Source organism: Cognataquiflexum rubidum (assembly GCF_022538115.1).
GTDB lineage: Bacteria > Bacteroidota > Bacteroidia > Cytophagales > Cyclobacteriaceae > Cognataquiflexum > Cognataquiflexum rubidum.
Genome location: NZ_JAKZAL010000012.1, coordinates 159,342 through 176,803 on the forward strand (window position 1 = coordinate 159,342; position 17,462 = coordinate 176,803).

7 protein-coding genes are annotated in these 17,462 nt (G+C 41.8%); all 7 read left to right on the forward strand.

Annotation, left to right across the window (positions count from 1 at the left end; translation table 11 throughout):
• Nucleotides 1-9: 9 nt before the first annotated feature.
• A complete protein-coding gene (locus tag MMU05_RS14190; RefSeq protein ID WP_241142339.1) occupies nucleotides 10-3,066 on the forward strand; it encodes a M43 family zinc metalloprotease in 3,057 nt (1,018 codons plus the stop codon).
• A gap of 255 nt (nucleotides 3,067-3,321) precedes the next feature.
• Nucleotides 3,322-4,098: a PASTA domain-containing protein gene (locus MMU05_RS14195; RefSeq protein WP_241142340.1), complete on the forward strand. Its 777-nt coding sequence runs from the start codon at nucleotides 3,322-3,324 to the stop codon at nucleotides 4,096-4,098.
• Nucleotides 4,099-5,937: a T9SS type A sorting domain-containing protein gene (locus MMU05_RS14200; RefSeq protein ID WP_241142341.1), complete on the forward strand. Its 1,839-nt coding sequence runs from the start codon at nucleotides 4,099-4,101 to the stop codon at nucleotides 5,935-5,937.
• 7 nt (nucleotides 5,938-5,944) lie between these two features.
• A complete protein-coding gene (locus tag MMU05_RS14205) occupies nucleotides 5,945-6,253 on the forward strand; it encodes a rhodanese-like domain-containing protein (protein WP_241142342.1) in 309 nt (102 codons plus the stop codon).
• A gap of 175 nt (nucleotides 6,254-6,428) precedes the next feature.
• Complete coding sequence (locus MMU05_RS14210; protein ID WP_241142343.1) at nucleotides 6,429-7,907, forward strand: M28 family peptidase; 1,479 nt, start codon at nucleotides 6,429-6,431, stop codon at nucleotides 7,905-7,907.
• Between the two features lie 484 nt (nucleotides 7,908-8,391).
• Nucleotides 8,392-9,369 (forward strand): PorP/SprF family type IX secretion system membrane protein, encoded by a 978-nt coding sequence (locus MMU05_RS14215; RefSeq protein ID WP_241142344.1) that lies wholly within the window; start codon nucleotides 8,392-8,394, stop codon nucleotides 9,367-9,369.
• Between the two features lie 667 nt (nucleotides 9,370-10,036).
• On the forward strand, nucleotides 10,037-17,462 hold a 7,426-nt coding region (locus tag MMU05_RS14220; protein ID WP_418884471.1), incomplete at its 3' end, for a DUF7507 domain-containing protein.

Consider the following 17,462-nt stretch of genomic DNA (forward strand, 5'->3'; position numbering starts at 1 on the left):
TTAATACGGATGAAATTAAAGTCCCCCGGAAAAAGAATAGGGTTTGCCTTATTCTTTTTGTTTTCCCTACTAAGTCCTGAAATTGGAGCTCAGAATTTTTTTGGTCAACCCTATCAACACGTTCATAACGAAAAATGCGCCCATGTCCTGATAGAAAAAATGCAGGAAGAAAAGATGGGGTTCTATGGTACCAAAGAGTATTTTGAATCTTGGATTTCCAAAGAAATCAGTGAAAAGAAAAAGAATTTTAACCCTTTACAAAGAATTCAGGCTGAAAGAAGGGTAATCCCTGTAGTTGTCCATGTCATCCATAACGGAACTCCCGAAGGATCCGGAGCCAATATTCCTTTTTCCCAGATTGAAGCACAGATTCGGATTATCAATGAAGATTTTCGTAGACAAAATGCGGATACCACATTAACCCCCCAAGAATTCTTAGGAGTCGTGGCTGATGCAAACATAGAATTTGTTTTGGCAAGACAAGACCCAAAAGGTCTTCCTACCAATGGTGTTGTCCGGGTCAAAGGACCGAAAACTGTTTATAATCCCAATATTCCAAGCGATATTGATTTAATTGGACAAACCTCTCTGTGGCCACCTGAGGATTACATGAATATCTGGGTAGTTACAATAATAGATCCAATTATTGGCTTTGCTTCTTTACCTATTTCCAATTTACCTGGTTTAAATGTTCCACCAAATTCAAGAGAAAATGATGGAGTGACAATAGATTACAGGTATTTCGGTGAAGGAGGTAATGCTGCATCAGGTTCAAAAGGACGGACGGCAACCCATGAAATAGGCCACTTTCTAGGTTTACGCCATATCTGGGGAGATGGAGATTGTTCTGTGGACGACTTCGTGCTGGATACACCCCTGCAAAGTGGGCCTAACAATGCATGTAGGACTGTTAATCCAAAGATTTCATGCAATACCAGAGATCTTGTTGAAAATTATATGGACTATACCCCTGATGATTGTATGAACAATTTCACTTTTGGACAAGTAGAAAGGATGGATGTGGTATTGGCGGAAAGCCCAAGAAGGGCATCTTTGGTCAACGGAAGGGGAACCATAGCACCACAGCTCTTTACTCTTGACCTTGCAATGCAAAGAATTATTGATCCCCAAAACTTAGTATGTGATTTAAACATTAATCCCACACTTGAAATCCTGAACAGGGGCTTGAACAGGGTCACTGCAGCAAGGATTGAAATCAGAAATAACGGTTTACTCATCCAGACAAAGAATTTCAGCCTAAACCTCAATACAGGCGACGCAACAACCGTTAGCTTTGATCCGATAAATTTCCCTTCAACAGGAAATAACTTTGTAGCCTCCATCACACAGGTCAACGGGACTACAGACCAAAATCCGTCAAACAATTCCCTCAGCTCAAACCCAAGCTTACAGCCTGCTATTCCTTTGCCTTATGCTTTCCAGTTCAATGAAATCGGTACTAATTGGGTAATCAACAATCCTGATAATCTGGCTACTTGGGAAAAAACCCAGGTTGTTCTTGACGGACAAAGCCAAGATGCCCTGTTTATCAGAAACTATGAATATGAAGCATTTGGGGAATTAGATTATTTTATATCTCCTGGCTTAGACCTAAGTACTTACCAAAATGCCCAGTTGACATTCAATATGGCTTATGGGCCATTTAATAATAATTCATTTGGGGATTATTTATTGGTGGCTGTTTCTACAGATTGCGGCAATACATTTGATATTATTGAAGCTCCGTATGAGAAAGATTATGTTTTTCTCCGTACTTCCACTCCGACACTTGATGAATTTATCCCAACCAGCGCTTCTCAGTTCAGAAGAGAGATCGTCAACCTGAGTGAATATTCGGGATTGGAAAATGTCCGCATAGCATTTATTGCCCGCAATGGATTTGGAAACAACCTTTATATCAAAGACATCGAAATCCTGACAGCGGAAACCTATAAATACGACCTGAAGCTCACAGAACTGATCACCCCATCAGCCATTGGATCCAATAAACATGAAAATGAAGTGGTTTCGGTAACCAATACAGGGAACCTTCCGATTTCAGGTTTTATTTTTAGGAGGACTTCAGGCAGTTCCAATCAGGCTTTTATAGCCAGAGCCGACCCACTCGCTGCGGGTGAATCTGCCAATATCAGTCTTCCAAAATCTACCTCACTTGGAATTAACTCTTTGGCATACTCCATCTTATTTCCAAACTTCGATCAAAACGAAAGAGAACCAATTGAACTGAGAAGGTTTGTTTATATGGATACCCTTAAAACCAGGGTTCCATTCAGACAAAATTTCGATAACAACCCAAACATAGGACCTTGGTTAACAATAAATCCTGAAAACCGACTTCCAGCTTGGAATATTTCCCCCTTACAATCCGGATCACTTGGTAGCAATGTAATTACAGTTGAAAACACTCCTCCAAATAACAGTTTTTGGTTGGGATCTCCCATATTGGACCTCTCCATCAGTCCCCAAGCCAGTGTTTTCTTTGACCGTGCAGCCGGAATAGTTAACCCAAATACCATATTGAAGGTATTGGCAAGCGACAATGGCGGCGATACCTATACGGAAGTTTATAGAAAAACAGGGTCAGAAATCACAACTGTACAAGCTGCTAACGCCAATCCAAACAATGTATCAGAGTTTGTAAGGGATTTTGTAGACCTGACAGCATTTGCAGGAACAAATAAGAAAAATTCAAGGATTGCATTCGTACTTGAAAACAGTGATGAGGAGAACAGTTCTGTTTACCTTGACAATATCGAACTCTTCATTTCCGCAAACCCAGAACCGGTGATTCCGAATGTTGGGGAGATTTCACTATATCCAAATCCTGCAGTAGAATATTTCAATGTTGCCTTCAATTTCCAGACTTACGAAGCAGTAAATATCCAGATTTATTCCTCTACAGGGGCTTTGATCCACAATGTGGATTATCCAAATACTCTTAACCAGACTTACACTTTCGCCTCCGAACAATTTTCAAAAGGGTTGTTCATCCTAAAAATCACCAGTAGATCGGTAAGCGAAACAAGGAAATTATTCCTTCAATAGACTGATATTAAAAGAAAAAAAGTGATTTAAAAAGATAATAAAGAAAATTTAAAACACAGAATCTCTTTTATTATATCGGAAAGAACAGCAACACAATCAGACATTGAAAATTAAAGTCGAAAATCCCTGTTAGGGGATTTCGACTTTTTTCTTTTCGGTTGCCTTTCTACAAAATGTCAATTTGACGATATTTGTTCTTTGGAAAACAAATATAATTTTACCTTTATACGTTAGCTTACAGAATACAACTCATCCATGGGAATTTCAAAAGAATCGATAAAAAAAATCGCCATCCATCTTGGTTTGGTTTTTCTGACCGTTACAATACTTTCTTTCATATTTTTACAGGTTTATCTTCCTTCCTATACCAATCATGGTCAAACAGTGACTGTTCCCAATCTTGAAGGTTATAGCGTAGATGAACTTGAAAGTTTCCTGTCAGAAAGAGATCTTTCCTATGAAGTAAATATTGACAGCGGATTCAATGCAGAAGCAAAACCTTTTGCAGTGCTCAAGCAAAATCCAAATCCTGACAGTAAAGTCAAAAGAGGAAGGAAAATTTATGTCACTCTGAATGCCCGCACAGCCCCATTGATAAAAATGCCTAACCTTGTTAATGGCCTATTGAAAAATGCCCAGGAAATCCTTGGAAATATTGGATTGGTTCGCGGTGAAATAATCTATGTTCCGGATATCGGGATCAATGTGGTTTTGGAACAGAAATACAGAGGCCGAAATATCCCCGAGGGATTTGAAATCCCAAAGGGTTCTCAGGTTGATCTCGTTGTAGGTGATGGATTAGGAAACCAATCTCTTGCTGTCCCTGCATTGACAGGATTGGATGAAATAGATGCTGAATTTCTGATCATCGGTTCAGGATTGAGAATGGGAAATATCAACTATGTAGAAACAGACAGTGTGGATTCAGGGATAATCATCAGGCAGATGCCTCCGGCAGGTGCTTCGGTGAAAACCGGTGAACAAATCCATATCTGGATTTCCGAGAACAAGAAAAGTGCAAACAACCTTTAAATGAGTTTATTGAAAACAACACTATTTACAGTAATTGCCTTAGTGCTTTTTTTAAGTCCCTTCTATGCTATTGCCCAATTCATCCAATTGCCTACACCTATTCCACCGCCAAAACCCAATGTTAAATCCGGAAATTTCAGAATCCAGACGGAACCATTGACCTTACCCTTTTGGGATGATTTTTCAAAAACCCAATTGGATTCAAATAAATGGATCAGTGAAGGAGTCACCATCTCTACCACAGTGGCAAACGCCGCTCCTTCTGTAGGTGCTATTATTCTTGACGGAATCGATGAAGCGGGACGACCCTACTCTACTGTTCAGTTTGAACAAGGATTTACAGACAGAATCACCTCAAAGCCGATCAACTTATCCGGATTGGATCCTGTAGAAGCAAATTCCGTCTTTTTGAGTTTCTTTTGGCAATCTGGGGGAAAAGCAGAAATCCCGGACGAAAATGATAACATCGTGCTTCAATTTTTGGATCAAGAAAGCCTTTGGGTCAGTGTGTGGGAACAAGCCGGCGGACTTACTGCAGAGGAGTTTTTCTTCACACAAGAAATGGTCAAAGTACTTCCGCAATTTCTGCATGAAGGATTTCAGTTTAGGTTTCAGATCAAAGGAAGACGTTCTGGTCCATTTGACAGCTGGCTTTTGGATTATGTCTTCCTTCATAAAAACAGGAATTTGGCTGATTTATCATTTCCCGACAGAGCCTTGACCCTTTCCAATTCCAGACCTTTTGACAAATATGCTGCAATCCCGCTTTTTCTATTAAAAAAGGACGCTGATATACCATGGGAAGCAACCTCCAATGAATTCAAGAACCTAGACAGGGGTTTTAGGGCAATGGAATATTCTTTTGAAATCAGGGAAAAGGAAAACCAAAAACTTGTCAAATCGATCAATAGCAATACGCCATTTAACCCGGTGCCTATTGCCCAGGAAAGGAGGGCTTTTACTTCCAACCCAATACTTGAAGTTACCCTGCCTGAGGAAGAGATGGATTATGAAATTGTCAGCTACCTCGTCACAGGAGACGGGTTATTGAGTGGGGTGGAAAATGGAGTAGCAGTCACCTATCCTGAAGTGGATTTTAGGATAAATGACACCGTCAGGACCACCTTGGCCATAAGGGATTATTTGGCATATGACGACGGCAGCGTGGATTATTCGGCCGGGATCAACCAAAGATCAGGAATGCTGGCTGTCAGGTATGAAGTTAACAGCACAGTATATTTGAAGGGATTGAGCATCAATTTTACAAATTTTACCCAATTGGGAGGTGTCATCGACCTCATGGTCTGGAAAGAGTTAGAAGAGGAACCTATCTACAAAAAAGAGGTTTTTATCCCGACCAAAGAATCTCTGAATGAATTTGGCTATTTCGAAATTGACCAAAACATAGAGCTCAACGGAACCTTTTATATCGGGTTTACCCAGTTTACCAATGATTTCCTGTATGTTGGACTGGATAAAACTTATGACAACGGAGGTGAGATTTTCTTCAATGCGACAGGTTCGTGGGTGCAAAATAAAACTGTGGAAGGATCCTTGATGATGCGTGCGCATCTCTTGGAGAGTGCGCCATTCGAAAGTGAATCAGAGGCATCGGTTCCATTAAAAGTTTTTCCAAATCCTGTATTGGATATTTTATTTATTGAAGGTCAGGTAGGCACAGTCAACATCTATGATCCTTTGGGTAGAAATATTATACTGCCTGTTTTGGAAAATGAGAAAGGGAAAAGTGTTAATTTTGAGGGTATGCAAAGGGGGATTTATGTCCTAAAAACTACCATCGGAGAAGAACAAAAGTCATTTAGAATATTGGTAAAATAATCAAATCATGGAAGACATTACAGTAACAGAGCTTAAGAAAAAATTGGAAGACAAAGAAGATTTTGTTTTTATAGATGTCAGAGAAGAGTGGGAATACGAAGAAGATAACCTCGGGGCACTCAATATCCCCATGGGTCAATTGGCACATCAACTGGACGAAATAAAAGATTTCAAGAACAAAGAAATTGTGATGCAGTGCCGGTCAGGCGCCAGAAGCGGCAATGCCAAAAGGTTTCTTGAAAGTCAAGGTTATACAAAAGTCAGGAATTTGCTTGGAGGTATTATTGCCTACAGGGAGATGGAAGAAAATGAGTAAAATCTTCAAAATCCAAAAAATTCCTTTTTACAATTAAATTGGAACATTAATTCGCAAAAACAGTCATAAGACTGTTTTTTTTTGAGCATGGAGTAATCAAAAAACACCTTGTATAGATTGGTTTCCTTGTACTCAGAATATATTCTTATATATTAAACCCTAAACAGCTTTATCCATGTCAAAAAGAAAAACCTTATTAATAGCACTGTCAGTTTGGGCGTTTCAGGTGCAGGCCCAAAAAAGCAGTATCGAGTCAGCCTTTAATGAAAAGGAGGCTATTTCCCATTTTAGGTACCTAGCCTCAGATGAGTTGATGGGACGCGACCCGATAAGACCCGAAATGGATGCCGCGTCGCGGTATATATCGGAGCAATTTTGGAAATATGGCGCCAAGCCAATCAATGGGGCGGAAAGTTATTATCAAAATATTCCATTCAGGCTGTCTTCTCCGCCATCTAAAGGTACTGTTTCTCTTGGTGCCAATGCCTTTGAACAAGGGGATGGGCTCTTGGTATTGGATGGACCTTCATTGACAGGTAAATTCGAATTGGTCGTTGTAGGCTATGGACAGGAATCTGACTATGTAGGCAAAGAGGTTAATGGAAAAATCGTCGTAACCAATGTCGGCGCACCAAACCGGTTGAGCCCGGCTGATCTATTTAGCGCAGGAAGAGATAAAATCTCTTTGGCAAAATCAAAAGGAGCCATTGCCTTGATAGAAATGTATAATGTGCCTTCTGTTCCTTGGAATCTCGTGGCAAATTATCTCAACAGACCACAATTGACTGTAGACAATACCGACGGAGCGGAATCTATACCATATATATGGTTAAAGGATTTAAACAATGAGCAGATCAATGCCATTGGAAAAGGCACATATACTACAGCTGATGTTCAGATTCAAGGCAAGGTCAATAAAAAAATCATTGGAAAGAATGTGGTGGCTATAATTGAGGGGACTGACCCAAAGCTTAAAAATGAATATGTTATGCTTTCCGCACATTACGACCACGTCGGAGTCGGCAAGCCAAATACAGAAGGTGACTCTATATATAATGGTGCTAGGGACAACGCCGTCGGAACAGTCGCTGTCATCAATGCTGCAAAATATTTTGCAAAAAATCCTCCTAAACGCTCCATTCTTCTTTGTGCCTGGACAGCAGAAGAAAAAGGACTTTTGGGATCAGCCTATTTTGCTGAAAATCCTTTGATCCCACTCAACCAGATCATATTCAACCTTAATATTGACAATGGTGGATACAACGATACTTCCATTGTCACTGTCATTGGTTTGGGAAGAACCTCAGCTGATCCGTTGATAGAAAAAGCTGTGGCAGATTTTGGGTTAAAAGCGACCTCAGATCCATCGCCTGAGCAAGGTTTATATGATAGGTCAGACAATGTCAACTTTGCCAGAAAAGGAATCCCTGCCCCGACCTTCAGTTTGGGATTTACTGCTTTTGATGATGAAATCAATAAATATTATCATCAGCCAGGTGACGAAGTAGACAGCTTCGATCTTGATTATGCCCTGTTATACTGGAAATCCTACATTTTGGCAGCTCAAAACATTGCCAACTGGGCGGAAAGGCCAACTTGGAAAAGCGGTGATAAATATGAAGCCATAAGCAAGGAATTGTACGGTATAAACTGAAACGGTTTTCTAAAACAAACAATCCGTATTCTAAAAATGGTCACCTGAAAATCAGGTGACCATTTTTTTTTTACTTTTTTTTTAAAAATTTTCACAACACTATTTTTTGAATAAAAAACCCATTTTTTCCATTTTTTGAAATCCATGAGGCTTACTGTATCCGATATGGAAATAACAAAATCGCTTAAATTTCAATGTATAAGCACTTTTTGAAATAAATCCTCTGGCTTATTTCCTAAAATTCATTCATTTGAATACTTTATTGATAACACCTTAAATACTCAAAAAAACATCTTTTGAATATGGTTAAATGCATTTTGTAAAATTTTTTTTAAATATTATTTGGATATGAAATACATTTTACACTATATTTACATCATAATAATGTATTTAAATCATTTCATAACGATTTGGATCATTTTTAAAAACTCTAAACAAATAATCTTCTCGCAATCTGGTCACCCGACCTCAAATTTTAAAAGTTATGAAAACAACATTCAGATTACTCGCAATCGCATTATTGGTTTCTTCTTTCATTTTTTCAGAATCAAATGCACAACAATTACCCCAGTTTAGCCAGTACATTTTTAATGGCTTACATATCAATCCGGCTTATGCAGGATATAAAAATGAAGGATATGTACAAAGTACTTATAGAAGTCAGTGGGTTGGCTTTGAAGGTGCCCCTGAGACTTTCACAGTTACGGCTGATTTCAGTGCAAACGAAGGCCTAATGGGATTTGGAGCTACTGTCCTGGCAGACAGAATCGGTCCGACCAAAACTACTTCCGCCATGTTGTCTTATGCTTACAGGATCCAAGTAGGAAGAGAATCCTTCTTTGGCTTAGGAGCAAGTGCAGGTGTAGGTCAATACAGCATCAATGGGGATATGCTTAAAGCCCTTCATGATAATGATCCCGAAATTCCTACAGGTACCATAAACATGATGACGCCAAATGCAAACCTCGGCCTATTTTTTCACAACAATAAATTTTATGCAGGCCTGAGTGCCTACAATCTCGTTGGAAAAGGGACTTTGGAAAATGAAGATATTGCATTGGCTTACCATGACATCCACTTTTACCTTACTGCAGGTATGCTGATGGATGTATCTGAAAATGTAAAGTTTAAACCATCATTTCTAGTAAAGCAGGTGAAAGGTTCCCCAACTACTTATGACCTGAACGGCATGGTGCTTTTTATGGACAAACTTTGGCTAGGAGCTTCTTACAGATCAAACATCAATATCATGAATGAGAATCCTGAAGCTGGTTCGCTTAGCAAAAGAAATGCAGTAGCTTTTATCGGAGAAATATTCGCTACCCCAAACCTTAGAATTGGATACGCTTATGATCAAAACCTGAACGTACTACAGGACATGAGAGCCAATTCACACGAAATCTCAATTGGCTACTACTTGTCTGCAAGAAAAGCGACTATGAAAAACCCTAGATGGTTCTAATAACTCCTCAATAAGAGAGATCACACTCTCAAAAAAATTAAATTTTGTTGCATTTTTTAATGTTTAGAGTCTATTTATTCAAAAGGCTGTCTGATTTACAGGCAGCTTTTTTTTGTTTTCAAAACAAACAGGATTTGGCAAATCACAGATTTGTCTAAATAAGGTAAATTTCCCTAAAGATCAGAAACACATTTACCGCATTCAGAAGGCTGCATGGCTTTTCTAGAGATCCAAAAGAGGGAATTTAGCAAGATCAAAATGCCAAAAGTCGGTAAATTTTAGAAAATCCCTTTTTAAACTACAAATATTGTTTTACGGAAATCTGAAAAAAAAAGTAAATAAAGCCCACATTTTTGCTTTGTAAAACAAAAGTTTCCTTTTGTACAATAAAATTGAAACTTTTGAAGGGAAGTTAAAATCCATCTATCACCCACTTCTTTGGATTCTTAACATTCATCAAATTTTATTAGAGTCCAGATTCAAAGTAGGGTTTTACAGACACACCCATCTGTCAAACGCTAATCTTTTCACAGGGCTCTTGCCTAAGAAAAATCAAAAGCATCAACCATGCTCTTGAAACCCAAAGGTCAAACCGATTTTGGTATTTGCTTTTTGGTATTTGTAAATGGTGAGCAATCACCACACTCTTCAATTAAAAGTAGTTAAGATGAAAAAAATTAACACTACTGTAGCCTACTTGGCTATATTTTTCATTTGGTTTTTATTGGTATTCCCATCTAAAATCCAAGCTCAGAATCAACCTACTCTCTTAGATCTAAGGGGTTGCGGTAATTCCTGTTCTTCAAATAACTTTACCATCAAGCAGGTTTATCTGAGTGATGCCTCAGGGGTTCCGTTGTCGAGTTCTTTTGCTACCTGTACTCCAGGAGTCCAGCAAACGGCCTACATATCTATTGTATACAATTCCAATTCAGGATCAAGCACCAGTAATACAAGATTATTTGCTGATTTATCGATCGGTGGCACTTCACAATTTATAAACATTTGGTTGGGTAATCTACCATCTGCAAAATCAGGTGACAAAATAGTCACACTCAATCATTCATTTACTTGGACTTGCGGTGCTCAAGTAAAACTTTTGAAACCACTTTTAGCCTGGACCACTTCAGGCTCTGCAAATCTATTCTCAAGTTACCAATGCAATGATTATCCAAGTGCCCAATGTCAGTTTGGTGCGGACATTACTGTTGATGCTCCTTTGGCTGTACAGTTTGATTATACTGCCTGTACCCAAAACGGTTCGACAAGTGTAAAATTCATATCTACCACGAATGGCGGTAGTGTCCCATACCGTTACAATTGGACTTTTGGCCCAAATGCCAATCCGTCAACTTCTACTTTGGCAGATCCAACCGTTACTTATTCTACAAACGGTACTGCTACTTTGGTTGTCACCGATTCAAAGGGAGTTACCAACACTTTTACGAAAACCGTTACCCTACCGAGTGAATTGGCTATTTCTTCATCAGTAAGCCAGCCTTCTCCAGGGACTAACAATGGCTCTATTTCACTGACGGTCAATGGTGGAACAGGCACAAAAACAGTAACTTGGAATGATGGAACAACAGGATTAAATCGAACCAATTTACCTGCCGGAACATATATAGCTACTGTTACAGATGAATTTAATTGTCAAAAGACAGAAACTTTCATCCTGACATCGCCTCTACCAAATATCAGTCTCATTAAATCAGGTCTTTATGTAGACTCAAATGGAGACGGTGTCCAAAATGTTGGAGATAGGATTAATTACACATTCTTGGTTACCAATACCGGGAATTTCCCACTTTCAAATGTAACGGTATCAGATCCCTCTATTACACTTAACGGATCTGCCTTTTCTTTAGCTGCAGGAGCTTCCAATAATACAGGTTTTACAGGGTTTTATGACTTAAAACAAGGAGACATAGATGCGGGATTTTTCACAAACAATGCATCAGTTTCTGCTTCCGCGGGCAATATTAATGTCTCAGCATCTGATTCTCATACTGAAACCCTTATCCAAGCCCCAAATTTATTGGTGACAAAAAACCAGATTGGTGGCCCTAATCCGGTTACCGCAGCCGGCCAAAAACTCGATTATGAAATTACTGTCACCAATACGGGAAATATCAGTGTTACAAATTTAACTACCACGGATTTTTTACCAGGTTCTTCTTCTGGAATTACCCTGACATCACCTGATGGAGATTTATCTGATCCCGGCGTTCTAAATGTGGGGGAAAAATGGGTTTACAATATTTCCTACATTGTAGCGCAAGAAGTTTTTGATCTTGGAGACAATCTTGTAAATGTTGTAAATGTTACAAGCAATCAAGTCCCAGGGCCGGTTGTTGCTTCAGCAATCACCCCAGTAACCATCAATCCTGCCCTCTCCATCACCAAGACTGCCGCTGAGTCAACATTTGCCGCTTTCGTTGATGTATTGAACTACACCATTGTCGTGACCAACACGGGTAACGTGACTTTGAGCAATATTGCTGTGGGCGATCCTCTGACAGGATTGAATACAACAATCGCTTCTTTGGCTCCTGCAGCTTCGCAGTCAATCCCGACTTCTTATACTGTAACACAGTCGGATATCGATGCAGGCAAGGTGGACAACACGGCTTCGGCTGTTGTCGGTGCTGTCAATGTCTCCGCTTCGGAGTCGGTTTCAGCAACACAAAGCCCTGCGCTTTCAATCACCAAGACTGCAACTGAGTCAAGCTTTGCCGCTGTAGGTGATATATTGAATTACACCATTGTCGTTACCAATACAGGTAACGTCACCCTGAATAACATCTCGGTTTCTGATCCTTTGACAGGATTGAATACAACAATTGCTTCCTTGGCGCCTTTGGCTTCTGAGTCAATAGCTACTTCTTATACTGTAACACAGGCTGATATCGATGCCGGAAAAGTAGACAACACCGCTTCCGCTGCCGTCGGTTCAGTCAATGTCTCTGCTTCGGAATCTGTTTCAGCAACACAAAGCCCAGCGCTTTCCATCACCAAAACAGCAACCGAGTCAAGCTTCGCTGCTGTCGGGGATGTTTTGAATTACACCATTGTGGTGACCAACACGGGTAACGTCACCCTGAATAACATCTCGGTTTCTGATCCGCTGACAGGATTGAATACAACAATCGCTTCTTTGGCGCCTTTGGCCTCTGAGTCAATACCAACTTCTTATACCGTGACACAGGCTGATATCGATGCAGGCAAGGTCGACAACACAGCTTCTGCTGCAGTCGGTACTGTGAATGTTTCCGCATCGGAATCGGTAACTGCAACACAAACTCCTGCGCTTTCCATTACCAAGACAGCAACCGAGTCAAGCTTTGATGCTGTAGGTGACGTGCTGAACTACACCATTGTGGTGACCAATACAGGTAACGTGACTTTAAGCAATGTTGCTGTAAGCGATCCTCTGACAGGTTTGAATACCGCAATTGCTTCCTTGGCGCCTTTGGCTTCGCAGTCAATCCCGACTTCTTATACCGTGACACAGGCAGATATCGATGCAGGTAAAGTCGACAACACCGCTTCCGCCGCTGTCGGCGCTGTCAATGTATCGGCTTCGGAGTCGGTAACCGCAACCCAAAGCCCTGCGCTTTCCATCACCAAAACAGCAACCGAGTCAAGCTTTGCGGCTGTCGGAGATGTATTGAATTATAACATTATCGTGACCAACACGGGTAACGTGACTTTGAGCAATATTGCTGTAAACGATCCATTGACAGGATTGAGCACTTCTATTCCAAGTCTTGCCCCTGGATCAAGTGAATCCATTCCGACTTCTTATACAATCACTCAAAGTGATATTGATGCAGGTAAAGTCGACAATACCGCTTCGGCTGCTGTCGGTACTGTGAATGTTTCCGCTTCGGAATCTGTAACCGCAACACAAAGCCCTGCCCTATCCATTACCAAAACAGCAACCGAGTCAACCTTTGCCGCTGTCGGGGATGTATTGAATTACAGCATTGTCGTGACCAATACAGGAAACGTGACTTTGAATAATATCTCGGTTTCTGATCCTTTGACAGGATTGAATACTTCTATTCCAAGTCTTGCGCCTGGATCAAGTGAGTCAATAACGACTTCTTATACAATCACTCAGGCTGATATCGATGCAGGCAAGGTGGACAACATAGCTTCCGCTGCTGTCGGTGCAGTCAATGTCTCTGCTTCGGAATCTGTTTCTGCTACACAAAGCCCTGCGCTTTCCATCAGCAAAACAGCAACCGAGTCAACCTTTGCTGCTGTCGGGGATGTATTGAACTACACCATTGTCGTGACCAACACGGGTAACGTGACTTTGAGCAATATTGCTGTAAACGATCCATTGACTGGATTGAATACAATAATCGCTTCTTTGGCTCCCGCTGCTTCTGAGTCAATCCCGACTTCTTATACAATAACGCAGGCTGATATCGATGCCGGAAAAGTAGACAACATAGCTTCCGCTGCTGTGGGTGCTGTGAATGTTTCTGCTTCCGAGTCGGTAACTGCAACTCAAAGCCCTGCGCTTTCCATTACCAAAACAGCAACCGAATCAACCTTTGACGCTGTGGGCGATGTATTGAACTACACCATTGTCGTGACCAATATCGGAAACGTGACTTTGAGCAATGTTGCTGTAAGCGATCCTTTGACGGGTCTCAATACAACAATTGCTTCTTTGGCGCCTTTGGCTTCGCAGTCAATACCGACTTCTTATACCGTGACGCAGGCTGACCTCGATGCAGGAAAAGTCGACAACACCGCTTCCGCTGCCGTCGGTTCAGTCAATGTCTCTGCTTCGGAATCTGTTTCCGCTACACAGAGCCCTGCCCTTTCCATCACCAAGACAGCAACCGAGTCAAGCTTCGCCGCTGTCGGGGATGTATTGAATTACACCATTGTGGTAACCAATACGGGTAATGTGACTTTGAGCAATATCTCGGTTTCTGATCCTTTGACAGGATTGAATACAACAATCGCTTCTTTGGCGCCTTTGGCTTCTGAGTCAATTGTTACTTCTTATACTATTACTCAAAGTGACATTGATGCCGGAAAAGTCGACAACATAGCTTCCGCTGCTGTGGGTGCAGTGAATGTTTCTGCTTCCGAGTCGGTAACTGCAACACAGAGCCCTGCGCTTTCCATCACCAAAACAGCTACTGAGTTAACCTTTGCAGCCGTCGGTGATGTATTGAACTATACCATTGTCGTGACCAATACCGGGAACGTGACTTTGAGCAATGTTGCTGTAAGCGATCCTCTGACGGGATTGAACACTTCTATTCCAAGTCTTGCGCCTGGATCAAGTGAATCCATTCCGACTTCTTATACAATCACTCAAAGTGATATTGATGCAGGAAAAGTCGACAATACCGCTTCCGCTGCTGTCGGTGCAGTGAATGTCTCTGCTTCGGAATCTGTAACTGCAACGCAAAGCCCTGCACTTTCCATCACCAAAACAGCAACCGAGTCAACCTTTGCCGCTGTCGGGGATGTATTGAATTACACCATTGTCGTGACCAATACAGGTAACGTGACTTTGAGCAATATCTCGGTTTCTGATCCTTTGACAGGTTTGAATACAACTATCGCTTCCTTGGCGCCTTTGGCCTCTGAGTCAATCCCGACTTCTTATACGGTGACGCAGGCTGATATCGATGCAGGCAAGGTGGACAATACCGCTTCCGCTGCTGTCGGTTCAGTGAATGTTATAGCTTCCGAGTCGGTAACTGCAACTCAAAGCCCTGCCCTTTCTATCACCAAAACAGCAACTGAGTCAACCTTTGACGCTGTCGGGGATGTGTTGAACTATACCATTATCGTGACCAATACAGGTAATGTGACTTTGAATAATATCTCGGTTTCTGATCCTTTGACCGGATTGAATACTTCTATTCCAAGTCTTGCGCCTGGATCAAGTGAATCCATTCCGACTTCTTATACAATCACTCAAAGTGACATCGATGCAGGAAAAGTCAATAACACCGCTTCGGCTGCTTTTGGTGCTGTCAATGTATCGGCTTCGGAGTCGGTGACTGCAACACAAAGACCTGCACTATCCATCACCAAAACAGCTACTGAAAACACCTTTACCGCTGTCGGGGATGTATTGAACTATACCATTGTCGTGACCAATACTGGTAACGTGACTTTGAGCAATGTTGCTGTAAGCGATCCTTTGACAGGTCTCAATACAACAATAGCTTCTTTGGCGCCTTCAGCTTCTGAGTCAATAACCACTTCTTATACAATCACTCAAAGTGATATTGATGCAGGAAAAGTGGACAATACCGCTTCCGCTGCGGTTGGTTCAGTGAATGTATCGGCTTCGGAGTCGGTGACTGCTACACAAAGCCCTTCACTATCCATCACCAAAACAGCTACTGAAAACACCTTTACCGCTGTCGGGGATGTATTGAACTATACCATTGTCGTGACCAATACTGGTAACGTGACTTTGAGCAATGTATCGGTTACTGATCCTCTGACAGGTTTGAATACAACAATCGCTTCTTTGGCGCCTTTGGCTTCGCAGTCAATCCCGACTTCTTATACCGTGACACAGGCTGATATCGATGCAGGAAAAGTTGACAATACCGCTTCCGCTGCCGTTGGTTCAGTGAATGTTACAGCTTCCGAGTCCGTAACTGCAACTCAAACTCCTGCCCTTTCCATCACCAAAACAGCTACAGAATCAACCTTTGCCGCTGTCGGTGATGTATTGAATTACACCATTGTCGTGACCAACACGGGTAACGTGACTTTGAGCAATGTTGCTGTAAGCGATCCATTGACAGGCCTCAATACAACAATTGCTTCCTTGGTGCCTTTGGCTTCTGAGTCAATCCCTACTTCTTATACCGTGACGCAGGCTGACATCGATGCAGGAAAAGTAGACAATACTGCTTCGGCTGCTGTCGGTACTGTGAATGTTTCCGCTTCGGAATCTGTAACCGCAACACAAACTCCTGCACTTTCCATCACAAAAACAGCGACTGAGAATACCTTTGCCGCTGTAGGGGATGTATTGAACTATACCATTGTCGTGACCAACACAGGTAACGTCACCCTGAATAATATCTCGGTTTCGGATCCTTTAACCGGATTGAATACTTCTGTTCCAAGTCTTGCGCCAGGATCAAGTGAATCCATTCCGACCTCTTATACAATCACGCAGACGGATATCGATGCAGGCAAGGTGGACAACACTGCTTCCGCTGCTGTCGGTGCATTGAATGTCTCAGCTTCGGAATCAGTTTCTGCAACACAAAGCCCTGCGCTTTCCATCACCAAGACTGCCGCTGAGTCAACCTTTGCCGCTGTCGGGGATGTATTGAATTACACCATTGTTGTGACCAACACTGGAAACGTCACCTTGAATAACATATCGGTTTCTGATCCTTTGACAGGTTTGAATACAACAATCGCTTCTTTGGCGCCTTTGGCTTCTGAGTCAATCCCGACTTCTTATACAATCACTCAAAGTGATATTGATGCAGGTAAAGTAGACAATACCGCATCCGCAGCTGTCGGTGCTGTCAATGTCTCTGCTTCGGAGTCTGTTTCTGCAAAACAGAACCCTGCGCTTTCCATCACCAAAACGGCAACCGAATCAACCTTTGCCGCTGTCGGGGATGTATTGAACTACACCATTGTCGTGACCAACACGGGTAACGTGACTTTGAGCAATGTTGCTGTGACGGATCCATTGACAGGTCTGAACACTTCTGTTCCAAGTCTTGCGCCTGGATCAAGTGAATCCATTCCGACTTCTTATACCGTCACACAGGCCGATATCGATGCCGGAAAAGTAGACAATACCGCTTCCGCTGCTGTTGGCGCTGTCAATGTATCGGCTTCCGAATCGGTAACTGCAACGCAAAGCCCTGCTCTTTCCATTACCAAAACAGCAACCGAGTCAAGCTTTGCCGCTGTAGGCGATATATTGAACTACACCATTGTTGTGACCAATACAGGTAATGTGACTTTGAGCAATATTGCTGTAAGCGATCCTTTGACTGGATTGAATACAACAATCGCTTCTTTGGCGCCTTTGGCCTCGCAGTCAATCCCGACTTCTTATA